Genomic DNA, 22894 nt, shown 5'->3' with positions numbered 1-22894 from the left:
GGCGGGGCATCCGCCGCACCTGGCCGATGTACCTCGCGGTCGCCCCCTTCTTCGTCCTGTTCCTCGTCTTCGGGCTCTACCCGACGATGTACTCGCTCGTGCTCTCGTTCCAGGACTGGAACGGGCTGGGCGACCCCACTTGGGTCGGTCTCGAGAACTTCCAGAAGCTCTTCACCGACCCGACGTTCTACCTCTCCATCCGGAACACCTTCGTCATCTTCGCGCTGTCGACCTTCCCGATGCTCGTCATCGCGATCGTCATCGCCGCGATGCTCAACTCGGCGGTCCGCTACAGCACCGCGTTCCGCATCGCCTACTTCATCCCGAACATCACGTCGGTCGTGGCGATGGCCGTGCTCTTCGGCTCGATCTTCGGGCAGAACTTCGGGCTCGCCAACACGCTGCTGCACGCCATCGGGCTCCCGGCGGTGCCGTGGCTGAGCACCCCGTTCGGCATCCAGGTCACCGTCTCGCTCCTCATCACGTACCAGTGGACCGGGTACAACGCGATCATCTTCCTCGCCGGCATGCAGTCCATCGGCGGCGAGGTCTACGAGGCCGCGAAGATCGACGGTGCCGGGGCCTTCCGCAGCTTCTTCTCGATCACGCTGCCGCTCCTGCGGCCCACGGTGATCTTCGTCCTCGTCGTCAGCACCATCACGGGCCTGCAGAGCTTCACCGAGGCGCAGGTCCTCACCACGACGGCCGGCTCGACGAACAGCGGCGGCGCGGGCCAGGGCGGCCTGACGATGGTCCTGTACTTCTACCAGCAGGCCTTCGGCTTCAACCGCTTCGGGTACGGCGCGGCCATCGCGTGGGGCGTGTTCCTCATCGTGGTCGTCTTCACGATCATCAGCTGGCGCTTCACGGCCGGTCGCAAGGAAGAGGCACGCGCATGACCGTCCTGACCCGACCGACGACGTCCACCCAGACTCCGAGCCGCACGACGGTCACGCGGCGGCGCCGCCGCGGCCCCGGTGCCTCGCGCGTCGTGCTCTACACGCTGCTCACGATCGGTGCCGTGGTCTCGATCTTCCCGCTGTACTGGCTGTTCGTGATGGCCAGCAACACCACGAGCGACATCTACAAGTCGCCGCCGGTGTTCGTCCCCGGGCCCTGGCTGTTCCAGAACATCGGCGAGGTGTTCGACAAGATTGACTTCGGCGGGGCGCTGCTCAACACGGTGATCGTGTCCGTGAGCGTCACGGTGCTCGTGCTGTTCTTCGACTCGCTCGCCGCGTTCACGTTCGCGAAGTTCGACTTCCCGCTGCGGAAGACCCTCTTCACGATCGTGCTCGTGACCTTCATGCTCCCGATGCAGCTCTCGATCATCCCGCAGTTCATCACCATGACGAACCTCGGCTGGGTCGGGCACCTGCAGGCCCTCATCGTCCCTGCCGCCGCGAACGCGTTCGGCATCTTCTGGCTCCGGCAGTACATCCTGTCGAGCATCCCCGACGAGCTGATGGACGCCGCGGTCATCGACGGCGCGGGGTTCTTCCGGCAGTGGTGGACCGTGTGCATCCCGCTGATCCGGCCGGGCCTGGGCTTCCTCGGCATCTTCACGTTCATCGGCTCGTGGAACGACTACCTGTGGCCGCTCATCGTCCTGAACGACCCGAACCACCTCACGCTGCAGGTGGCGATGGCGCAGCTCAACACGACGTTCGCGAACAACTACAGCATGGTGATGGCCGGGGCGCTGCTCTCGGTGCTGCCCCTGCTCGTGGTGTTCCTCATCGGCGCCCGGCAGTTCATCGGCGACATCGCCAAGGGTGCGATCAAGTGACGGCGGCGCGGTAGCGTGCGGGCATGAGCGACGATGCCACCACCGACCGCCCCGAGCGCACCGCGATCGTCACCGGGGGCGGGAGCGGGATCGGCCGAGCAGCAGCCCTGGCGCTGGCAGCCGACGGCTGGACGGTCGTGGTCGCCGGACGCCGGCCCGAGCCGCTCGCGGAGGTCGCCGCGCAGTCGTCGCGCATCGTCCCCGTGGTCGCCGACGTGTCGGTGGAGGCCGACGTGCGACGACTGTTCGACGAGACCGTGGACCGCTTCGGCCGCGTCGACCTGCTGTTCAACAACGCCGGCACCGGCGCGCCAGCGACGCCGTTCGACGAACTGACGCTCGACACGTGGTCCTCGGTCCTGTCGGTGACCCTCACCGGCGCGTTCCTCTGCGCCCGCGAGGCGTTCCGGGTGATGCGGACGCAGACCCCGCAGGGCGGTCGGATCATCAACAACGGGTCGATCTCCGCGCACGCACCGCGGCCGCTGTCCGCACCGTACACGGTCGCGAAGCACGGCATCGCCGGGCTGACGAAGCAGCTCCAGCTCGACGGCCGCCCGTTCGGCATCGCGTGCGGGCAGATCGACATCGGCAACGCCGCCACGTCGATGGGGTCCGGCGCAGCGTCCGGCACCCTCCAGGCCGACGGCTCCACCCGCAGCGAACCGACGATGGACGTCGCGGAGACCGGTCGCGCGGTCGCGTACATGGCGGGCCTGCCGGCCGGCACGAACGTGCCGGCCCTCACGATCATGCCGACGGCCATGCCGTTCGTCGGACGCGGCTGACGACGGACGGGAGGCACCGTGCCAGCTGGCACCGTGCCTCCCGTCCGTCATCCGGTCACGTCGGCGACCGCAGCCCACGCGGCTCAGTCGTGGAACGTCTCGATCGACGCGCCGAGCGAGTTGAGCCGCTCCTGCAGGCCCTCGTAGCCGCGGGCGATGATGCCGACGTTGCGGAGGACGCTCTCGCCCTTCGCGGCGAGCATGGCGAGCAGGATCACGACCGCGGGGCGGAGCGCCGGCGGGCAGCTGACCTCGGCGCCGGAGAAGTGCGTCGGCCCCGTGACGTCGAGGCGGTGCGGGTCGCGCAGCGTGACGTTCGCGCCGAGCCGGGTGAGGTCGAGCAGGTGGATCGCCCGGCCCTCGTACACCCAGTCGTGGACGAGCGTCGTGCCGTTCGCGCAGGCCGCGATGACGACGAAGAAGGGCAGGTTGTCGATGTTGAGCCCCGGGAACGGCATCGCGTGGATCTTGTCGATCGGGGCGTGCAGCTCGGACGGGTGCACCGTGATGTCGACGAGTCGGGTGCGACCGTTCGCGGCGTCGTACTCCTCGGAGACGTCGAAGCGGAGGCCCATCTCGGCGAGGGTCGCGAGCTCGATCTCGAGGAATTCGATCGGCGCGCGCGTCACGGTGAGCGTGGACCCGGTGACGATGCCCGCGGTGAGGAGGCTCATCGCCTCGACCGGGTCCTCGCTCGGCCAGTAGTCCACGACCTCGTCGATGACGCTGCGGCCGGTGATGCGGAGCGTGGTCGTGCCGATGCCCTCGACCTGCACGCCCAGGAGCTCGAGGAAGAAGCAGAGGTCCTGCACCATGTAGTTCGGGCTGGCGTTGCGGATCGTCGTCACGCCGTCGCGGGCAGCGGCGGCGAGGATCGCGTTCTCGGTCACGGTGTCGCCGCGCTCGGTGAGCACGATGGACTTCGTCGGGACGTCCTTGTTCGCCACGTCGACCTCGTACCAGCCGTTCGTGGCCTCGACGTCGACCCCGAACGGGCGGAGCGCGATGAGGTGCGGCTCGACCGTGCGCGTGCCGAGGTCGCAGCCGCCGGCGTAGGGCAGGCGGAACGCGTCGAACCGACCGCTCAGCGGGCCGAGGAACATGAGCACGCTGCGGGTGCGGCGGGCGGCGTCGGCGTCGATCGCGTCGAGGCGGAGGTCCGACGGGGCGACGATCTCGAGCACCTCGCCGTCCTCCGACCACGTGACGCTCGCGCCGAGGCTGCGGAGGACGTCGATGATCCGGTCGACCTCGACGATGCGCGCGACCTTGTGCAGGCGCGTGACTCCGCGGTTGAGGAGCGAGGCACAGAGGAGCGCGACGGCGGCGTTCTTCGACGAGTTGACCGCGATCGACCCGCTGAGCTTCCGTCCGCCCTGGACGCGGAGGTGCGCGCGCTGCGGGGCGCCGCCGATCGACACGATCTGCTGGTCCAGCGCGTCACTGATCCGGGTGAGCATCTCGAGGCTGAGGTTCTGCCCGCCCTGCTCGATGCGGTTGATCGCGCTCTGGCTCGTGCCGACGCGTTCGGCGAGCTGCGCCTGGGTCATGCCGCGGCCCTTGCGGGCACCGCGGATCAGCGCGCCGACCTCGCGGAGGGGTGCTGCGGTGGTCTGGGGAGCGACGAGGGTGGTGTCGGTCATGAGGGGCACGCTAACACGCTCGTGAGATAAAATGGGTGACATCCGCGCCTGAACTCACAGGAACGGATCGGGAATACACCGTCTGTGAGAAGTCAGTCGCTCCGGCGCCACTGCAGTCGGTCGTTGTCGAACACCAGGTCGACAGCCCGTGGCGCGTCGGCCGAGGGCACCGGGTCACGGAGCCAGACGGTGCTCCCCGGCGTCCATCCCGCGATGACGCTTGCGGTGTCGGCGCCGACCGGGATCGCCGTGCCCGCGGCGCGCAGCCAGCACCGCATGGTGAGGCAGACCGCGTCGTACGCCTCGGCGACGCCCTCCCAGTCGGGCGTGACCCACCCGGCGTCGCGGCCGGTCGTCCGGTACCAGTCGTGCCGACGGGTGGTCCAGCTGACGTCGATCGGCCATCGGCGACAGACCGCTGCCCAGTCGTCGGCGTCGTCGAGGACGAGCACGCGCGCGCCTTCCCTCGGGACGACCGGGGTGACGGTCGCCTGCTCCCAGCCCATGTCGTCCTCGACCGCCCACACCCCGAGGGGCCCGTGCGACGGGACGGACGGGGTCGTCACGAGGAGTCCGGACGGCGGGGTCGACCACCACTCGCCGCTGTACCGCGCGTCGACGCGTCGTCGTCGGTCCCGCCACCCGACGGCGTCGACCTCGGCCTGCAGTGCTCGACGCCAGTCCCGCAATGCACGTGCGGCGTCGCCGGGCGCGGTCGAGCGGAGCGGTTCCGGGCCGTGGTCGCCGTCGAAGACGGTGCTCCACGGTGCGGCCGGATCGCTCGGTGCGACCACCGCGTCGACAGCGGGAGCCCCGGCCCACGCGCGCGCCAGCCGTGCGAGCTCCGGGCCCAGGCCTGCGCGGGCCAGCAGGACGTCCTCGCCGTCGGGTTCCTGCCAGTACCGGGCGGCGGCGGCCGTGTCGGCCAGTGCGCGGAGCACGTGCACCGGTCGGACGGACGACGGGTCCGCCACGTCGACGGCGGCGCGGAGTGCGTCGGCGAGTTCCTGGTCGCTCGGTGCCGGCTCCGGGCGGTCGGTCCCGGGGCCGACGAGCGTCGGTGCGTCCCCGCGTTCGCGCATGACGTGGTACTCGGCCCAGAACAGCACGTGGTGGAGGTGCTCGCCGGGGCCGGACTCGTCGTCGAGCAACTGCCGGAGGAGCTCGAGGAGGAACCGTCGGCCACGCGGGCCCTCGAGCAGGTCCGCCGCGGTGATCACGGCCCGAGGCTACCGGTCGTGGAGGTCGCCGCGGACGATGGAGTCGCCCGAGTGCGCCGGGTCTCCGTCGTCGCGCTCGGCGGAGACGTCGACCACCGGGTACTTCGCGAGGTCCATGTCGGCCGGCACCGTGAAGCGGCCGCGGTCGCCGTCGAGGAACCCGACGCTCACGAGGCCCTTGAGGTCCGACTGCATCATCCAGACCTCCCGGAGCGCGCCCGAGTCGGAGCCGTCGCGGTCACCGCTGACGTCGACCACGAGGGTGAGCCGTCCGTCACGGTCGCGCTCGAGCTCGGCGGTGCCGCGTGCGCCGCCCCACGCCGGGAGTGCGTCGAGGGTCGCGCGGGCGACGACGGTCTCACCGCTGCCCGCGCCGGGGACGACCCCCGTGACGACACCGATGCCGACGAGGAGCGCGAGCACACCGATGCCCGCCGCGATGATCCCGGCGACCGTCCGCCGCCGGCGCCGGACGGCGGCGGTGCCGCGAGGGTCGCGGCGACTGCCGGGCCGGGCGGCCGCGGTGGTGGGTCGCGTGGGGAGGACCGGCCGCGCCGACGGGGCGGGGTCGACCCGTGCCTCCAGGCCGTCCGCCTCCTGCTCGGCTCGCACGGTCGCCGCGATGCGGTCCCACACCCGTTCCGGCGGTGCGACGAGGTCGACGTCGGCCGTGGAGCGGGTGACGGCCGCGACGCGCTGGAGGTCCGCGACCTCCGCGCGGCACCGGGCGCACTGAGCGAGGTGTTCCGCGACCTCGTCGTCCGCCACCACGTCGGTGACCGCGAGCATCGCCAGCGTCTCGTCGTCCACGTGCTTCACTCGATCACCTCCAGACGTGTTCGGAGCCGAGCCAGACTCCGATGGATGTGGCTCTTGACGGTGCCGAGGGGGATCTGCAGCCGCTCCGCGATCTCACGATGGCTGAGGTCCTCGTAGAAGGCCAATCGCATGACGCGGCGCGGCTCGTCGTCGAGGCGGTCGAGCTCCCCGGCGACGAGTGCGCGTTCCGCCAGGTCGAACGGCGACTCCGGTGCGACGGCGGTCTCCTCGACGACGGTCGGGTCGGCCGTCGGTGCCTGACGGGCGCGTTCGGTCAGTGCGTCGGCGATGCAGTTCCGGGAGATGCCGACGAGCCACGCGCCGAGCGGTCCACGTGCCGGGTCGAAGGAGCCGGACCTGCGCCAGGCCTTGACGAACACCTGCTGGGTGACGTCCTCCGCGGCCATCGGGTCGCGTAGTGCCCGGAGCGCGAGGGTGTGCACGAGCGGGGACCACCGGTCGTACACGGCACGCAGGGCTGCCTCGCTCCCGGCGCTGAACGCGTCGGAGAGCTCGCCGTCGTCGGGGAGGGTGGTCGTCACGTGGTCCTGTCGTCGGGGCGGTCGGCACTGACCGTGTCTCGATCGTACGGGCGGCGGGGCGGCGGGGTACGGCGGGCACACGGTCGTGTCTCCCGGGTCATGACACCGGTGTCGCGGTGATGACGAGGTTGCTCTCGTAGTGGTGGGTCTGCTCGTCGAACACGCCGCCGCAGGTGACGAGCACGAGCCGCCGGTCGCCGTCGGTCCGGAAGATGCGGTCCCAGGGGAGGCCGCGCTTCTCGAGCAGCGACACCGAGTCGATCCGCCAGCGGGTCTCGGCTCCGGCGGTGTCGGTGACGGTGATGGTGCGGCCCTCCGGCACGTCCCGCAGGTGGGCGAACGGGCCGATGCCGTAGCCGACCGCGTCGACGTGGGCGGCGAGGACCACCGTGCCCTGGGTCGCAGCCGGTGCGGCGCCGTACCGGTACCAGCCGGCGACGGCCGGGTCCGGCGGGAGCGCCATCGCGCCCTGGTCGTCGACGCCCTCGGGGCGGACCGGCGCGGTGACACCGGCCCAGTCGACGGCGACCCGGGCGGGTGCCGCGGCGGCCGGGGCGACCGGGGGGACGGTCGCTCGTTGCTGCGGCACCGCCGTCGAGAACGCCGCCGGGGGAGGCGTCGGCGTGCTCGAGGGGGCGAGGGAGGGGTGCCCGCCGGGGAGGGAGCCAGCCGGCGAGCACCCGGTCAGGACGGCGACGGCCGCCGTGGCGACGGCGAGCGCCGCCACGGACGGCCGCACCGTGCGGTGCACGATCAGCGACCGGCGTCCTGCCGACCGGCGTCCGCGGTGCGACGCCGACGGACCACGACGGTGCCGAGCGTGGCGGCCGCGAGGAGTGCGGCAGCGGCTCCGATCCACGGCGCGACGTCGGGCTGGTTCGTGGCGACGAGACCAGCGTTGCCGGCGGGGACGCCGTTCGGGGTGCCGCCGAGCCCGGAGATCGTCTGCGTGGCGAGGGCGAGGTCCTTGTCCTCGAGGCTGCCCCACGCGTAGACGATCGTGTCCGTGCCGGCCTTCACGGAGACGTCCGCCGGGCCGATCACCGGGGTGGTGGTGCCCGCTGCGGCGACCGAGGCCGACACGGTGCCCGCGGGGAGCTCGAGCGCCTTCTCGTCGGGGTTCGTCAGCCCGGAGACCACGGCCTTCCCGCCGGCGAGCACGTCGACCGCGGGGGCGGCTGCGACGTGGCGGACGATGAGGCGGCCCTGACCGGCCGGGGTGGCCGAGGTGTCGTTCGTGAAGAGCGTGGCGGTCGGCTTGCCGCTGGTGTCGTCGTGCGCGACCGCGGTGTAGTTGCCGCCGGCGTCGAGCGAGACGTCCACCGGGCCGATGATCGGCTTCGAGTCGTCGGTCGCGTCACCGGCGGTGATCGCGATCGTGTGTGCTCCGGCGGGGACCATCATCGGGCCGGCGAGGGTGCCCGGCGTGAAGTCGTCGAGGGCGCGCTTGCCGTCGAGGTAGACGTCGACGGTGACGGACGGGACGGCGTGCAGGACGGAGAGGGTGGCGTCGCCGGACGCGGCCGTGGCGGTCGTGGCGGGCAGCACGGCGGCGGTCGCGGCGAGCAGCACACCGGACGCGAGCCCGGCGGCGAGGGTCTTCTTGCGCATCGTTGTCGTCTCCTTCTCTGGCCCGGGTCGGGCCGGTCGGTTCGACGTCGTCCTCGACGTCTCGCATGTACTACCGACGGTTCCGGCGTTCCGGTTGCGCTCGGTTGCTGGGGGTTCGCTCACGGATCTGTCCCCCGTTCCGTACCCCGACGACGTCGCTGGGCGCCCGGTGCTTACGTGCGGGCGCTCCGGGCCGATAGCCCTCGGTGCACGCCCACGGAAGGGCGGCATCCCGCCCCACGGACGGCGGCGGGACGATCGAGAACCAGGACGGGCCATGATCGTCGTCACACGACTCAACGGCAGCGGTTTCGCTGTGAACCCGGACCTCGTGGAGCGCATCCAGGAGACGCCGGACACCACCCTCATCATGGTCGACGGCGCGAAGTACATCGTGCGGGAGTCCATGGAGGAGGTCATCGACCTCATCGCCGCGTACCGCGCCCGCATCGTCGGGATGGCGCACGGCACCGACGGGCAGGCGAACCGCCACGCGACCGGCCCCGTCCCCACCCTCGCCCCGGTGGCGCCGCTGCACGCGCACGACGGGGGGCGCTGACGTGGACATCGCGACGATCATCGGCATCCTCATCGCGTTCGGCGCGCTCTTCGGCATGGTCGAGATGGAGCACGTCGAACTCGCCGGACTCTTCCTGCCGGCCCCGATGCTCCTCGTCTTCGGTGCCACGATCGGCTGCGGCATCGCGAGCACGACCCTCAAGGACGCGATCGCCTCGTTCAAGGCCGTCCCGAAGGCGTTCACGGGCAAGGTCACCCCGCCGCAGTCCGTCATCGACGACGTGGTCGGGCTCGCCGAGACCGCACGGGCGAACGGGCTCCTCGCCCTCGAGCAGGAGGCCGACAAGCACGACGACCCGTTCATGAAGAAGGCGCTGCAGAACATCGCGGACGGCACCGACGGCGACGAGCTCCGGATCCTGCTCGAGGACGAGATCGAGTCGAACGCCGCACCCGTGCGCAGCGCGAGCGCGTTCTTCATGGGCCTCGGCGGGTTCGCCCCGACCGTCGGCATCATCGGCACCGTGGTGTCGCTGACGCACGTGCTCGCGAACCTCGGCAAGCCCGACGAGCTCGGCCCGCTCATCGCCAGTGCGTTCGTCGCGACCCTGTGGGGCCTCCTGACCGCGAACTTCCTCTGGCTGCCGATCGGCGGCAAGCTCCGCAAGCTCGCGCAGCTCGAGTCCGACCGGCAGACGCTCCTCATGGAGGGACTGCTCGCGGTGCAGGCCGGCAGCCAGCCGCGCCTCCTCGGTGAGCGCCTCAAGGCCATGGTCCCGCCCGCCGCGCGGATCGCGGACGCGAAGTCGGCGAAGAAGCGGACCGCGGCGGACGACGACCAGCAGCTGGCGGCCTGACGATGAGCGGCAAGCCCCGTGGTCGTGGCCGTGGTCGGGCGAAGAAGGGCCACGACGAGGCCGAGCACCCCGACGAGCGGTGGATGGCGTCCTACATGGACATGATCACCGTCCTGATGTGCATGTTCCTCGTGCTCTTCGCCATGTCGACGGTCGACCAGCAGAAGTACATCGCCCTGAAGAACTCGCTCGCGACCGGGTTCGGCGAGGTGAAGTCGCAGAAGGTCGACACGGCGTCCGGCACCGTCGTCACGAAGGACCAGGTGCAGGACGGCTCCGGGTACTCGATCGACAAGTCCCAAGCGGACCACTCGAGCGCGTCGAGCGGCGACGCGGGCAGCAACGCCGAGGCCGGTCCGGGCACGGCGACGGCCGACCCGACGAGCACCGCGGTGCCGAAGACGGCGTCGAAGGCCGACGTCGACGCCGCGAAGCAGGAGCTCGACGACCTCCAGGGCATCGAGCGCGCGATCAAGGCGAACCTGCGGAAGGCGGGCCAGACCGCGAACGTGCAGTTCACGGTCGACGCCCGCGGACTCACCGTGCGGCTCGTCGGCAGCGAGACCTACTTCGCCACGAACAGCGCCGACCTGTCCGACCAGGCGAAGCGGATCATGGACGCGATCGCGCCGGTGCTCAAGACGAGCGACCACGACGTCAGCGTCGAGGGCCACGCCGACCAGCGGAACTCGACGGCGCCCTACGCCACGAACTGGGAGCTGAGCGCCGCGCGGGCCACCGGGGTGCTGCGGGACCTCGTCGAGCGGGGCGGGATGCCGGCGGCCCACGTGCAGAGCGTCGGCTTCGGGTCGAGCCGGCCGCTCGCGGAGGGCGACTCCGATCAGGCGCTCACCCTGAACCGGCGGGTCGACATCGTGGTGCTGTCGAACCAGGACCAGGACGTCAGCGCGCTGATGCCCGCCCTCGCCGCGGCCCAGGACACCGCGAAGGGCGTGACGCACGGGTAGGGCGCAGACCGGGCGGCGACGACGCCGCCGCCCCAGAAGGGGGCACAGCGCTGACGGGTGGTCCACAGCGGACCGATAGACGCACCCGTGATCGAGACCGCCGCAGCACCGCCGTCGACGTCCGGCGTGCCCGCGCGGACCGACGCGGCGACGGGCCCGTCCGCCGACGCACCCGTCGACGTGTACGACTTCGCCCGCCCGTCCACCCTCGCCCGGGAGCACGCGCGGGTGCTCGAGCTCGCCTTCGAGACCTTCGCCCGGCAGTGGGGCACCCAGCTCACCGCGAAGGTGCGCGCCGTCAGCCAGGTCACGTGCGAGTCGGTCCAGCTGAAGACCTACGACGAGTACGCCGCATCGCTGCCCGCGCTCACCGGCATGGTCCTGCTCCCGATCGCCGACGTGGTGCCGAAGGGCGTGCTCCAGGTCCCGCTCGACGCCGCGCTGACCTGGGTGTCGCACGCCCTCGGCGCGTCCAAGCCGCTCCCGACGCCCGAACGCACGTTCACCCCGATCGAGCAGGCACTCGTCCGCAAGATCGTCGAGGACGCCCTCGACGACCTCCGCTACTCGTTCGGCGGGCTCCTCGTCCACGACGTGACCGCCGGTGGGTTCCAGTTCAACTCGCAGTTCGCGCAGGCCGCACAGAAGGGCGACCTGATGATCGTCGCCTCCTTCGAGATCCGCGTCGGCGACCGCGTCGCGCCGGGGACGCTCGCGCTCCCGGCCGAGGCGGTCCTGCCGCAGCTCGGCGAGACCGCGACGCACGTCTCCGCCGCCGAGGCCCGCCACCTGCTCGACGAACAGCTGGCGAACGTGCCGGTCGGCGTCGCGCTGCGCTTCGCGCCGGCGACGGTGCTGCCGGCACAGGTCCTCGGCCTCGCCGTCGGCGACGTCCTGCCGCTGCCGCACCCGCAGCACCGTCCCCTCACCATCGCGGTCGACGGCGAACCCGTCGGCACCGCGGCCGTCGGCGCGAACGGGTCGCGCCTCGCCGGCATCGTCGTCACCACCACCGCAGCTACGGAGCCCTCCGCATGACCGCCACCACCACCCTCCACGCCACCGCAGCCGACGCCCTCGTGGTCGCCCTGCCGACGGCGGCGCCGCTCAGCGCGGTGGCACAGCCGGGAGGCGCGACACCGGCCGCGCTCGAAGCGGCGGCCACCGGGGTGGTCGCGTCCTTCGTCGGCGGCCTGTCGGCCGATCTCGTGCTCGTCCTCACCGACCTCGCGGCCGTCACGGCGGCGGGTGGTACCGAGCACGGGATCGTCGACGTCACCGACGTGTTGCGCCCCTCGCTCGAGGCGGCGGCGTCGGTCCTCGGCATCGGGGTGCTCGGCGACGCGCGGCTCGAGTCCGGCGCAGCGCTCCTCGCGGACCCCGAGACCGCCGTGTTCGAGCTGACCGCTGGTGGCGTGCCCGGTGGTTGGTTCGGCATCCGGGTGCGCGAGAACGGCACCGTGTCGGCGTCGCACGTGCCCACCGCCACGGCGCCGGTCGGGAACCTCGGCCGGATCAACAACGTCGAGATGACCCTCACCGTCGAGATCGGCCGCACGCGGATGTCCGTCCGCGACGTCCTCGGCATGGAGCCCGGCGCCGTCGTCGAGCTCGACCGCAGCGCCGGCGCGCCCGCCGACGTCCTGCTGAACGGCCGCCTCATCGCGCACGGCGAGGTCGTCGTCGTCGACCAGGACTACGCCGTGCGCATCACGAAGATCCTCGACGTCGCCGAGACGGTCTGAGCGTGGACACCGCGGTCATCGTCCTCCGCGTCGCGCTCTCGCTCGGCGTGGTGCTCGCCCTCATGTGGGTGCTGCACCGCGTCAGCCGGAAGAAGCTCGTGGGCGGGAAGGCCCACGGCCGCCGTGCCGCGTCGGTCGAGGTCGTCGGTCGTCAGGGCATCGGCGGCAAGGCGAGCGTGGTCGTCGTCGACGTCGAGGGGGAGCGGCTCGTGCTCGGGGTCACCGAGCACGGGGTGTCGCTCCTCACGAGCGGTGCCGCGCCCGCTCCGGAACTGACCATCGTCACCGGACCCGTCGTCCTGCCCACAGGGCGGGACACGACCCCGACCCCGTCGGCCGACGTGTTCCGTCGTGAACTCGAGCAGCAGGGCGGGGCCGACCCGCGCCTCCCTGCCGACCTGCCGATGCGCCCGCGCAACCGGCGCCCGCAGCGCGCCGTGGTCCCGACCGCCGCGCAGCTGCAGGGCTCGATCCTGTCCGCGGACACCTGGCGGCAGGCCGCCGCGGCCCTGAAGAACCGGCGAGCCGGGTGACCGCCCTGCGGTCCGGTCGACTGATCGCCCTCGTCCTGCTCGGGCTGGCGATGGTCGCCGGCTTCCTCCTGCTCACCGCGTCCGGCGCGCACGCCGCCGTCGTCCAGCCGACCGCGCCGGCGACCCCGACCCCGCCCGCGACGGGCGACTTCAGCGTCAGCGTGAACGGCCCGGACGGCACGCCGTCCTCGGCCGTCGTGACGCTCATCGGCATCACGCTGCTCAGCGTCGCACCGGCCCTCATGCTCATGATGACGTCGTTCACGAAGATCTTCGTCGTCCTCGCGATGACCAGGAACGCCCTCGCACTCCAGTCGATCCCGCCGAACCAGGTGCTCGCCGGCCTCGCCCTCTTCCTGTCGCTGTTCGTGATGGCGCCGGTCATCGGGCACATCAACGACGACGCGCTCCAGCCGTACCTCGCGGGGCACCTCGACTTCAACCAGGCGGTCGAGGTCGGGACGAAGCCGCTGCGGACCTTCATGCTGCACCAGACGCGCGAGGAGGACGTCGCGCTCATCACCCGCGCAGCCGGTCAGGCGAACCCGAAGGACCTGTCCGACGTGCCGATGACGACGGTGATCCCGGCGTTCATCATCTCCGAGCTGCGGAGCGCGTTCATCATCGGGTTCGTCATCTTCATCCCGTTCCTCGTCATCGACCTCGTCGTCTCCGCCGCGCTCATGTCGATGGGCATGATGATGCTCCCGCCGGTGATGATCTCGCTGCCGTTCAAGATCCTGCTGTTCGTGCTCGTCGACGGCTGGGGACTCATCATCAAGTCGCTCATCGAGTCGTACCAGGTGGTGCACTGATGGACCAGCAAGCCGTCCTCGACCTCGTGCTCCAGGCGCTCCTCGTCGCCGGCAAGCTCGCCGCCCCGGTCCTCGTGACCTCGCTCGTGGTGGGCTTCGCGATCTCCCTGTTCCAGTCCGTGACCCAGATCCAGGAGGTCACGCTGTCGTTCGTCCCGAAGGCCGTCGCGGTCGCGATCGCGCTCGTCGTCTGCGGCAACTGGATGATCTCGGAGATGATCGCGTTCACGCACGCCGCGTTCGACATGATCCCGAAGCTGCTCGGGGCGGCCTGATGGAGCTCAGCATCGACGCCGCGCGCCTCGAGGGGACCATGCTCGCTGGCGTGCGCCTCGTGGCGTTCTTCGTCATCGCACCGCCGTTCGCGTACAAGGCGTTCCCGGGCACCGTCAAGGTCGCGCTCGGCATCGCCCTCGCCATCGGGGTCGCTCCGCGGGTGACCGCCGGGTACGCGACGCTCGACACCGGAGCCTTCCTCGTCGCGCTGGTCACGCAGCTCGTGGTCGGGCTCGCCCTCGGCTTCCTCGTGTACCTCGTGTTCGCAGCCGTGCAGTCCGCGGGGTCGCTCATCGACCTGTTCGGCGGGTTCACGCTCGCGCAGGCGTTCGACCCGCAGTCGCAGGTGAACGGTGCGCAGTTCACGCGGCTGTTCCAGATGACGGCGCTCGCGCTCCTGTTCGCATCGGGCGGTTACCAGCTCATCGTCGCCGGGCTCGTCCGGTCGTTCGACGCCGTGCCGCTCGTCGCCGCGGACGGCAGCCCGGCCGGCTTCGCACTCGGGGGCTTCGCCGGGGTGCTCGTGCACGCCCTGACGCAGATGTTCCTCGCGACGCTGCAGATCGCCGGGCCGCTCGTCGTCGTGCTCTTCCTCGCCGACGTCGGACTCGGCCTGCTCACCCGGGTCGCCCCGGCGCTCAACGCCTTCCAGATGGGCTTCCCGATCAAGATCGGCCTCACCGTGCTGTTCGCGGGGGCGCTCGTGATGGCCCTGCCCTCCGTGGTGTCGTCGCTCACCGGCGACGCCGTCCAGGCGATCACGGGCAGGGGGTGACGGCGTGTCCGACAGTGGAGAGCGGTCCGAGAAGGCCACCGACAAGCGGATGCGCGAGGTGCACCGCAAGGGGCAGCTCGGCCGGTCCCAGGACCTCGGCGCGTGGGTCGGCATCGCGGCGGCGGCGCTGATGATCCCCGCCGCGATCGGCAACGCGGCGGCGGCGGGGGAGTCCCAGCTCGCGGCGGTGCGGACCGTCATCGCAGACCCGACGATCGGCACGATGAACCGGGTGTTCGCCGAGGCCATGGCGTCCGTCGGCACGATCATCGGCCCGATGCTCGGGGTCACCGCGGTCGCCGTGCTCGCCGCCGCCGTCGCCCAGGGCGGCGTGCACTTCCGCCGGATGGCGCCGCAGCCCGACCACTTCGACCCGGTGCAGGGCTTCAAGCGCGTGTTCGGCGTGCAGGCGTTGTGGAACGGCGTCAAGGCGCTCCTGAAGACCACCGTCGTCGGGCTCGTGCTCTGGTTCGCCGTGCAGGGACTCGTGCCCGTGCTCATGACGAGTGGCTCACTGCCGCTGACCGCGGTGCTCGCGGCCGCCGGGGACGGGGTCGGGACACTGCTCCGTGCGGCGATCGCCGCGGGGCTGCTGCTCGCCGCCGTGGACGTGTTCGTGGTCGTCCGCCGGAACCGCAAGCGCACGATGATGACCAAGCGCGAGGTCAAGGACGAGAACAAGCAGTCCGACGGCGACCCGCTGATCAGGTCGCAGCGTCGTTCGCGGCAGATGGCGATGAGCCGGAACCGGATGATCTCCGCCATCGGCGACGCGGACGTCGTGATGACCAACCCGACGCACTACGCGGTCGCGATCAAGTACGAGGCGGGCAAGTCCGCACCGCGGGTCGTCGCCAAGGGGGCGGGGCCGGTCGCCGCGGCGATCAAGGACAGGGCGCTCGAGGCCCGCGTGCCGATCGTGCAGGACGTCCCCCTCACCCGCGCCCTGCACGCCGCGTGCGAGCTCGGGCAGGAGATCCCGGTCGACCTCTACACGCCCGTCGCCCGCGTGCTGTCGTTCGTCATGCAGCTCGCGGCCCGGGGCGCGGCTGCCGGCACGCACGCCGCGCCGCGTCCGACGACCGAGGCAGAGGTCGCGACCGTCCTCGACCCGACGACGCTCACGGGCGACGTCCGGCCCCGCAAGCTCCGCACCCCGCGCCCTGCTCAGACCCCGCGCGAAGGCGCTCCCACGGAAGGGGTTCCCGCGTGAACCGCAAGGACCTGCCGAAGCTCGCCGTCCCGGTCTTCATCGTCGGCATCATCCTGCTGCTGATCCTGCCGGTGCCGTCGTTCCTGCTCGACGTGCTCATCATCTGCAACATCCTGCTGGCGCTCGTCATCCTGCTCACGACGCTGTTCGTCAAGAAGCCGCTCGACTTCTCGGTGTTCCCGTCGCTGCTGCTCGTCGCGACGCTGTTCCGCCTCGGCCTGAACGTCGCCTCGACGCGCCTCGTGCTCGGTGACGGCTTCGCGGGCGACGTCATCCAGGCGTTCGGGCACGTCGCCGTGTCCGGGTCGATCATCATCGGCGCCGTGATCTTCCTCATCCTCGTCGTGATCCAGTTCGTGGTCGTCACGAAGGGTGCCGAGCGCGTCGCCGAGGTGGGCGCCCGCTTCACGCTCGACGCGATGCCGGGCAAGCAGATGGCGATCGACGCCGACCTCAACGCGGGGCTCATCACGGACGCCGAGGCGAAGGAGCGCCGCGCGGCGGTCTCCGCGGAGGCCGACTTCTACGGCGCGATGGACGGTGCCTCGAAGTTCGTCAAGGGAGACGCCATCGCGGGCATCCTCATCATCGTCATCAACCTCGTCGGCGGCATCGCGATCGGGATGACCCAGAACGGGCTCTCGATCACCGACGCCCTCGGCAAGTACGGCATCCTGACGATCGGCGACGGCCTCGTCACGCAGATCCCCGCGCTCCTCATGGCGGTGTCGACGGGCATGATCGTCACCCGCTCCGGTGCCGAGACCGAGATGGGGTCGAGCGCCGCCGCCCAGCTCGGCCAGTCGCGGAACGCCCTCACGATCGCCGGGGTCGCCGCGATCGCCATGGGCTTCATCCCCGGGATGCCGATCGTGGCGTTCCTCATCGTCGGCGGGCTCCTGCTCTTCACCGGGTGGCGCATCGGGCAGAACACGAAGCGCGAGGCCGCGGCGGCGTCGCAGGCGCAGGCGCTCGAGGCGGCGGCCCCCGCCGCCGACACCCCGGAGGACCTCATCGAGCAGATGCGCGTGCACGCCCTCGAAATCCTGCTCGCCCCCGACCTCGTCGACATGGTGTCCGGCGCCTCGGACGACCTGCTCGGCCGGGTGCGGGCACTGCGCCGGAAGATCGCGGTCGACATGGGCATCGTGGTGCCCCCGGTCCGGACGCGGGACAGCATCGACCTGCCGCCGTCGACGTACGCGATCCGGATCGCCGGCGTCGAGGCCGGCCGGGGGACCGCACCGTCCCGCAGCGTCCTCGCCCTCGGCGACCAGCTCGACGGACTCCCGGGCGCCGCCACCGTCGAGCCGGTGTTCGGCCTCGCCGGCAAGTGGGTCCCCGCAGAGCTCCGGCACGCCGCCGAGATGACCGGGGCGACCGTCATCGACCGGGTGTCCGTGCTCGTGACGCACCTGCAGGCCGTGATCGGTGACAACGCCGCGCGCCTGCTCACCCGCGAGGACGTCAAGGTCCTCACCGAGGGCGTCAAGCAGGTCAACCCCGCCGCGGTCGACGAACTCGTCCCCGGCATGCTGTCGATGGCCGAGCTCCAGCGCGTCCTGCAGGGGCTCCTCGCCGAGCGCGTCCCGATCAACGACCTCGGCCGCATCTGCGAGGCACTGACCCTCCGCGCGAAGGTGTCGACCGACCCCGAGGGGCTCGTCGAGTCCGCCCGTGCGGCCCTCGGTCCCGCGCTCGTCGCCCGGCACACCGACGGCGGCGTGCTCCGCGTCATCATGATCGACCCGCTGCTCGAGCAGACGATGCTCGAGGGGCTCCGCCCGTCGGAGCAGGGCAGCCAGATCGTCCTCGACGCGCACCGCATCGAGCAGGTCCTCGGCTCGGTCCGCGACGCCGTCCGGTCGGTCGAGGACCAGGGACTCTCCGCCGTCCTCGTCTGCGCGCCGCAGCTCCGGCCAGCCGTGCACCGCATGGTCGCTGCGCAGTCGAACGGCCTGCCGGTCCTGTCGTACCAGGAGGCCACGGCCGCGGGCTCCACCATCGAGACCGTGGGGGTGGTCCGTGTCACCGACGCGGTTGCAGCGTGACGGAGCCACCCTCGAGGCGGTGCGCGACGCCGTCCGCGAGGAGTTCGGCCCCGCCGCCCGGATCGTCGCCGCCGAACGGGTGACGACGCCGGGCATCGCCGGACTGTTCCGCAGGGCCCACGTCGAGGCCACCGTCGAGGTCCCGTCGCCGGACGAGGCGCCCACCGCCGTGGTGGCGATCGCCGACGGGCCCGTGCAGCGCGCGGGCATCGCGGCGCTGCTCGCCGACGCGGAGGCCGCCGAGGCACGCATCATCGCCGCCGACGGCACCGGCGCGACCCGCGCCGACGCGTTCGCGTCGGTCCTCGACGGGTTCGTCGCGGACGGCATCGCACCGGCGTCCGCACCGGTGGTCCGCAGCCTGCCCGACCAGGGCGGGTCGCGCCTCCAGGCCGTCACCGACACCCTGCCTGGAGGCGCGGCGCGCCTCCTCGACGATCCGGCGGTCCTCGACGAGGGCGTCGTCCCCACCGTCGCCATCGCGTCGCCGGTGCGCCCGGTCGTGCCGTCGGTCCGCTCCGCGGACGGCGACCTCGTCCTGCTCGTCGGCCGTGCGGGCGACGTCGACGCGGTCGCCGGGCTGTTCGCCACCCGGCACGCGCTGCGGCCGACCGCGGCCGCGGACCGGCGCTCCGGGATCCTCGCGCGGGCCGACGGCGTCCGCGACGGCGCGACGGTGCTCGCGGTCGCCGCGTGGGACGACGCGGCGACGATCGAGGCACTCGGCGCCGACCAGGTCTGGCTCGTCGTCGACGCGGGACGGAAGACGGAGGACGCCGCTGCGATGCTCCGGGCGGTGGCGGCGCGTGTGACCGTCGCGGGCGTGGTCGCGATCGGTACCGCGGAGACCGCCACGCCGGAGTCGGTGCACCTGCTGGGAGTGCCGGTCCTGTCGCTAGGCTGACGGGGTGCTGGTACTCACGCGGAAGGTCGGCGAGCGGATCCTCGTCGGTGACGACATCGTCATCACGGTGCTCGACGGCCGTGGCGACGGGGTGCGCATCGGCATCGACGCCCCGCGCGGTGTGAAGATCCAACGCGAGGAGGTCGTCCGGGCGGTCATCGAGGCGAACGCCGAGGCCGCAGCCGCCGCGGGTGCTGCCGACGACGACGCCGAGGCCCGGCTCCGTCGTGCGCTGGGCGACCAGGGTGGTCCGTCGGCCGGGTCCTGACCGTCCGCCGCTCTTCCTAGAGGAGGACGACCGCGGCGGCGAGACCCGCCCAGCAGGTGCTCGTCAGGGTGCCCACGATGAAGCGCTCGCGCGCCGCGGGGGAGTCGAGCTCGGAGAACCGGCCGAGGCCCTTGACCGCGATCACCGCGGCGACGATCTCGAGGTGGCCCACGAGGGCGGCGCCGACGATGGCGAAGCGCTCGAGGAACCCGATGACCGCGCCGCCGCGGAGGACCTCCGAGGGTGGCGGGACCGTGGCGTTCCCCAGCGGTTCGTCCGTCGTGCTCACGAGGATGCCGCCGTGCGTGCCCCTGCGGACGTCGCCGCGGCGCAGGTCGCTCCGCATCGCGACGCCGAGGACGGCCCCGGTGACGGCGCTGCCGGCGAGGATGCCGAGGAGGCAGACCGCTGCGGCCAGGACGGTGCCGACCACGGGGTCCGGGGCGGTCGCTGCGAGGCCGACGCCGGTGCCGGTGCCGGTGCCGGTTCCTGTGCTCGTGCCGGTGCCGATGGTCCCGGTCGCGATGCGGATCGTGAGGAGGGCCAGGAGCACGACCACCGGCGGTGCGGCCCGGACGACCGGGGGCAGGGGGCGGACGGTGCTCCAGACGGCGGCGGCGAGCACGACGACGGAGGCGGTGGTCCAGAGCGCGGCGGTCACGGTGTGCGCTCCTCGTCGGCAGGTCGGTCGGTCGACTCCAGCAGGGCGGCCAGCGCGGCGCGCACCGGGGCGTCGCTCCGGAGCTCGGCCGACGCGTACCGCTTCGCGACCGCCTGCGGTGTGATGTCGAGGCGGGCCGCGGCCTCGGTCCGGGACAGGCCGGCGTCGAGCAGGTCGGCCAGTTCCCACCCCTCGGCGGAGCGGCGGCCGAGGGCGCGGACGGTCTGTGCGAAGAGCGGCTCCACCTCGGACGTGTCGCGCGAGGCACCCGGTGCCACCTCGAGCGCGAAGCGCTCCGGCGTGGACTTCGCACGCTCGACGGCCGCCCGCGCCGCGTAGAACGCCGGGCCGGTGGCTGCACGGGTGGACGTCGGCAGGGGTGACTCGACGGCTCCGACGCCGACACCGATGCTCCAGCCGCCCTGCCGCGTCAGCGCTCGGACGACGTCGACGGCCGCGCCCCCGGAGGACACGAGCACCTGGAACTCGTCGCCCGCGGTGCGTTCCGGCGGCAGCACCGCGGCGTCGCCGAGGACGTCGGACACTCCCAGCAGAGCCGTCTCGACGCGGTCTGATCCCGCTCGGCTGTCGATCTGGTCCGCCGTGATGACGATCATGATCCCTCCTGTCGTCAACCCTACAAGGTTGACAAGCGCACAATCAACCCCACAAGGTTGATCGCCTGGGACGGATCACGGGCGCGGCTTCTTCTCCTGCTCGGGCAGGTGCCCCGCGGCGGCCTCGGCGGCGAACCAGGCGCGCGCCTCGTCCTGTCGCTCCCGCTCGGCACCGAGCGCGATCGGTGCCCGCACGTGTCCGGGCTCGTACCCGAACGTCTCGAGCAGCTGCGGCACGACCGGGCGGACCCGGGCGACCAGTCGGTCGATGTACGCGGACACGGCCCGGGCGCGCTGAGCGGTCAGACGCCCGTGCACGAGGTACCAGCCGAGGTGCTGCTCGAGCAGGCCGAGGGCGAACATGTCGCGGAGCCAGACGAGCACCCGCCGGGTGTCACCCTCGGGGACCTCGTCGAGGGCCTCGGTGAAGGCGTCCCACTGCATGAGCTCGGCGTGCGCCTTCGACGCCTCGATGAGTTCGTGCTGCGAGCGGTTCAGGAGCAGCGCCGCGCGCTCCCGGTCCTTCCCCGCCCCGGCGAGCCGCATGCCGATCTCGGTCACCATCGTGTCGACGCGGCCGGCGAGGAGTTCGCGCTGGGTCGTCGGGTCCTGGAGATCCGTCACGCTCGCGGCGAGGGAGCCGCGGTCGGCGAGGGTCTGCTCGAGCCGCCGGATCCCCATGGCGTCGGCGAGCTTCGACGCTGCCGTACCCGCGACGAAGCGCGCGGTCGCCGCCGCGTCCTTCGGTGCCCGCGCGCGGAACTCGGTGAGCAGCCGCTTGCCGACGAGCTGGAGCAGGACGGTGTTGTCGCCCTCGAACGTCACGTAGACGTCGAGGTCGGCGCGGAGGCCGGTGAGGCGGTTCTCCGCGAGGAACCCGGCACCGCCGCAGGCCTCGCGGCACTCCTGGAGCGTGTCGAGTGCCGACCACGTCGACATCGCCTTGAACGCGGCCGCCTGCGTCTCGAGGTCCTCGCGGCGCTGCGGCGTGTCCTCACGTCCGCTGAAGACGTCGTCGAAGGTCCGGAGCAGCTTCTCGTGCGCGAACGACTGCGCGAACACGGTCGCGAGCCGCGGGATCAGCCGGCGCTGGTGCCGGCCGTAGTCGAGCAGGACGCCCTCGGTGCCGTCGCCGGTGGGGAACTGCCGTCGCTCCATCGCGTAGGTCAGGGCGATCTGCAGACCGATCTTCTGCGCCACGACCGCCGCGCCGTCGAGCGAGACCCGGCCCTGCACGAGCGTGCCGAGCATCGTGAAGAACCGACGGCCGGGCGACGCGATGGGGGAGCTGTAGGTGCCGTCCTCGGCGACGTCGCCGTAGCGGTTCAGGAGGTTCGTCCGGGGCACGCGCACGTGGTCGAAGTGCAGGCGACCGTTGTCGATGCCGTTCAGGCCGCCCTTGTAGCCGTCGTCCTCCCCGCCGACGCCGGGAAGGAACGTGCCCTCGTCGTCGCGGATCGGGACGTAGAACGCGTGCACACCGTGGTCGACGCCCTGCGTCACCAGTTTCGCGAACACCACGGCGGCCTTGCCGTGCAGGGCGGCGTTGCCGATGTAGTCCTTCCACGCACCGCGGAAGGGCGTGTGGATGACGAACTCCTGCGTGTCCGGGTCGTACGTGGCGCTTGTGGCGATGCTCTGCACGTCCGACCCGTGCCCGGTCTCGGTCATGGCGAAGCACCCCGGGACCTCGAACGAGACGATGCCGGGGAGGAACTCGCGGTGGTTCCGTTCGGTGCCGAGGTGGTGCACGGCGGAACCGAAGAGGCCCCACTGCACGCCCGCCTTGATCTGCATCGACGGGTCGGCCGTCGTGAGCTCCTCGAACGCCGCGAGGTTCCCGCCGTGGTTGTCCTGGCCGCCGAACTCCGGCGGGTACGGCCGCTGGATCGCACCGGCCTCGACGAGGATGCGCAGTTGGTCGAGCGTGCGCGACCGGGCGTCGGCGTAGGGCATGCCCTCGATCTTGTGCATCGCCGGGTCGAGCGCGAGGCGACGGGAGATGCGCCGGTCCTCGGCCCACCGGCCGAGCAGGAGTTCGGCGACGAGGTCGACGTCGATGTGCACGTCGGCAGCGGTGGACCCGACGGGGGTGCCCGCGGCGGGGTCACCGGCGGCGTCGGCCTTCGGGGTGCTGGCCTTCGGGGTGCTGGTGCTGTGCGCGGGCGCGGTGTCGACCATGGTCGGGAGTCCTCCTGAACTGCGGTGTCCGGTGTTGCAGAACCCACGCTATGCACTCCGCCTGCTCGTGACGTGAACGCCGTGCGGGCGGGACAAACC

At 72.0% G+C, this 22894-nt stretch carries 25 protein-coding genes; 16 read left to right on the top strand and 9 right to left on the bottom strand.

Annotated features, from left to right (window positions below; all coding sequences use genetic code 11):
* The 3 genes from QPJ90_RS14260 to QPJ90_RS14250 form a co-directional block, all read left to right on the top strand.
* The coding region (locus QPJ90_RS14260; protein ID WP_290131829.1) for a sugar ABC transporter permease at positions 1-899 on the top strand (899 nt) is incomplete at its 5' end.
* Complete coding sequence (locus QPJ90_RS14255) at positions 896-1789, top strand: carbohydrate ABC transporter permease (protein ID WP_290131828.1); 894 nt, start codon at positions 896-898, stop codon at positions 1787-1789. The genes QPJ90_RS14260 and QPJ90_RS14255, both read left to right, overlap by 4 nt.
* Positions 1790-1812: 23 nt before the next feature.
* A complete protein-coding gene (locus QPJ90_RS14250; protein WP_290131827.1) occupies positions 1813-2577 on the top strand; it encodes an SDR family oxidoreductase in 765 nt (254 codons plus the stop codon).
* Between the two features lie 83 nt (positions 2578-2660).
* Here the strand turns inward: QPJ90_RS14250 and QPJ90_RS14245 are convergent, their stop codons facing one another.
* From QPJ90_RS14245 to QPJ90_RS14220, 6 genes are all read right to left on the bottom strand, one after another.
* Complete coding sequence (locus tag QPJ90_RS14245; RefSeq protein WP_290131826.1) at positions 2661-4220, bottom strand: UDP-N-acetylglucosamine 1-carboxyvinyltransferase; 1560 nt, start codon at positions 4218-4220, stop codon at positions 2661-2663.
* A 92-nt stretch (positions 4221-4312) separates the two neighbouring features.
* Complete coding sequence (locus tag QPJ90_RS14240; RefSeq protein ID WP_290131825.1) at positions 4313-5440, bottom strand: hypothetical protein; 1128 nt, start codon at positions 5438-5440, stop codon at positions 4313-4315.
* A 9-nt stretch (positions 5441-5449) separates the two neighbouring features.
* A complete protein-coding gene (locus QPJ90_RS14235) occupies positions 5450-6250 on the bottom strand; it encodes an anti-sigma factor (protein WP_290131824.1) in 801 nt (266 codons plus the stop codon).
* A gap of 5 nt (positions 6251-6255) precedes the next feature.
* Entirely contained in the window at positions 6256-6801 is a 546-nt protein-coding gene (locus tag QPJ90_RS14230) for a sigma-70 family RNA polymerase sigma factor (protein ID WP_290131823.1), read from the bottom strand.
* Positions 6802-6898: 97 nt separating this feature from the next.
* Positions 6899-7528, bottom strand: coding sequence for a class F sortase (locus QPJ90_RS14225; RefSeq protein ID WP_290131822.1), 630 nt, complete (start codon positions 7526-7528; stop codon positions 6899-6901).
* Positions 7529-7554: 26 nt separating this feature from the next.
* Entirely contained in the window at positions 7555-8412 is an 858-nt protein-coding gene (locus tag QPJ90_RS14220; protein ID WP_290131821.1) for a DUF4397 domain-containing protein, read from the bottom strand.
* 277 nt (positions 8413-8689) lie between these two features.
* Here QPJ90_RS14220 and QPJ90_RS14215 point away from each other — a divergent pair, with 277 nt between their 5' ends.
* The 13 genes from QPJ90_RS14215 to csrA all read left to right on the top strand — a co-directional run bounded on the left by QPJ90_RS14215 (position 8690) and on the right by csrA (position 19336).
* Positions 8690-8971 (top strand): flagellar FlbD family protein, encoded by a 282-nt coding sequence (locus tag QPJ90_RS14215; RefSeq protein WP_290131820.1) that lies wholly within the window; start codon positions 8690-8692, stop codon positions 8969-8971.
* 1 nt (position 8972) lies between these two features.
* Positions 8973-9788: a MotA/TolQ/ExbB proton channel family protein gene (locus tag QPJ90_RS14210; protein WP_290131819.1), complete on the top strand. Its 816-nt coding sequence runs from the start codon at positions 8973-8975 to the stop codon at positions 9786-9788.
* Positions 9789-9790: 2 nt separating this feature from the next.
* On the top strand, positions 9791-10756 hold the full coding sequence (locus tag QPJ90_RS14205; protein ID WP_290131818.1) for a flagellar motor protein MotB: 966 nt from the start codon (positions 9791-9793) through the stop codon (positions 10754-10756).
* Positions 10757-10843: 87 nt separating this feature from the next.
* A complete protein-coding gene (locus tag QPJ90_RS14200; RefSeq protein ID WP_290131817.1) occupies positions 10844-11794 on the top strand; it encodes a flagellar motor switch protein FliM in 951 nt (316 codons plus the stop codon).
* Complete coding sequence (gene fliN / locus QPJ90_RS14195) at positions 11791-12501, top strand: flagellar motor switch protein FliN (protein WP_290131816.1); 711 nt, start codon at positions 11791-11793, stop codon at positions 12499-12501. Before QPJ90_RS14200 ends, fliN begins: the two co-directional genes overlap by 4 nt.
* A 2-nt stretch (positions 12502-12503) precedes the next feature.
* Positions 12504-13034, top strand: coding sequence for a flagellar biosynthetic protein FliO (locus tag QPJ90_RS14190; RefSeq protein WP_290131815.1), 531 nt, complete (start codon positions 12504-12506; stop codon positions 13032-13034).
* Positions 13035-13084: 50 nt separating this feature from the next.
* On the top strand, positions 13085-13849 hold the full coding sequence (gene fliP / locus QPJ90_RS14185) for a flagellar type III secretion system pore protein FliP (RefSeq protein WP_290134245.1): 765 nt from the start codon (positions 13085-13087) through the stop codon (positions 13847-13849).
* Complete coding sequence (gene fliQ / locus QPJ90_RS14180) at positions 13849-14124, top strand: flagellar biosynthesis protein FliQ (RefSeq protein WP_058726005.1); 276 nt, start codon at positions 13849-13851, stop codon at positions 14122-14124. The genes fliP and fliQ overlap by 1 nt, the downstream gene beginning before the upstream one ends.
* Entirely contained in the window at positions 14124-14900 is a 777-nt protein-coding gene (locus tag QPJ90_RS14175) for a flagellar biosynthetic protein FliR (protein ID WP_290131814.1), read from the top strand. The genes fliQ and QPJ90_RS14175 overlap by 1 nt, the downstream gene beginning before the upstream one ends.
* A 4-nt stretch (positions 14901-14904) precedes the next feature.
* A complete protein-coding gene (locus QPJ90_RS14170) occupies positions 14905-16113 on the top strand; it encodes an EscU/YscU/HrcU family type III secretion system export apparatus switch protein (RefSeq protein ID WP_290131813.1) in 1209 nt (402 codons plus the stop codon).
* The gene (locus QPJ90_RS14165) at positions 16110-18164 is read left to right on the top strand and encodes a flagellar biosynthesis protein FlhA (RefSeq protein WP_290131812.1); all 2055 of its coding nucleotides are present in this window, start codon (positions 16110-16112) and stop codon (positions 18162-18164) included. The genes QPJ90_RS14170 and QPJ90_RS14165 overlap by 4 nt, the downstream gene beginning before the upstream one ends.
* A 19-nt stretch (positions 18165-18183) precedes the next feature.
* Positions 18184-19068 (top strand): hypothetical protein, encoded by an 885-nt coding sequence (locus tag QPJ90_RS14160; protein ID WP_290131811.1) that lies wholly within the window; start codon positions 18184-18186, stop codon positions 19066-19068.
* Positions 19069-19072: 4 nt separating this feature from the next.
* Entirely contained in the window at positions 19073-19336 is a 264-nt protein-coding gene (csrA, locus tag QPJ90_RS14155) for a carbon storage regulator CsrA (protein ID WP_058726010.1), read from the top strand.
* A gap of 16 nt (positions 19337-19352) precedes the next feature.
* On the opposite strand, the gene QPJ90_RS14150 is transcribed toward csrA, so the two are convergent.
* The 3 genes from QPJ90_RS14150 to QPJ90_RS14140 form a co-directional block, all read right to left on the bottom strand.
* A complete protein-coding gene (locus QPJ90_RS14150; RefSeq protein WP_290131810.1) occupies positions 19353-19997 on the bottom strand; it encodes a hypothetical protein in 645 nt (214 codons plus the stop codon).
* A complete protein-coding gene (locus QPJ90_RS14145) occupies positions 19994-20614 on the bottom strand; it encodes a DNA-binding protein (protein ID WP_290131809.1) in 621 nt (206 codons plus the stop codon). The genes QPJ90_RS14150 and QPJ90_RS14145 overlap by 4 nt, the downstream gene beginning before the upstream one ends.
* 75 nt (positions 20615-20689) lie before the next feature.
* Complete coding sequence (locus QPJ90_RS14140) at positions 20690-22795, bottom strand: acyl-CoA dehydrogenase (RefSeq protein WP_290131808.1); 2106 nt, start codon at positions 22793-22795, stop codon at positions 20690-20692.
* Between the last annotated feature and the right edge of the window lie 99 nt (positions 22796-22894).

This window comes from Curtobacterium sp. 458, assembly GCF_030406605.1.
GTDB lineage: Bacteria > Actinomycetota > Actinomycetes > Actinomycetales > Microbacteriaceae > Curtobacterium.
Note: the sequence above shows the minus strand (reverse complement) of the source record. Positions and strands in the feature narration are given on the sequence as shown.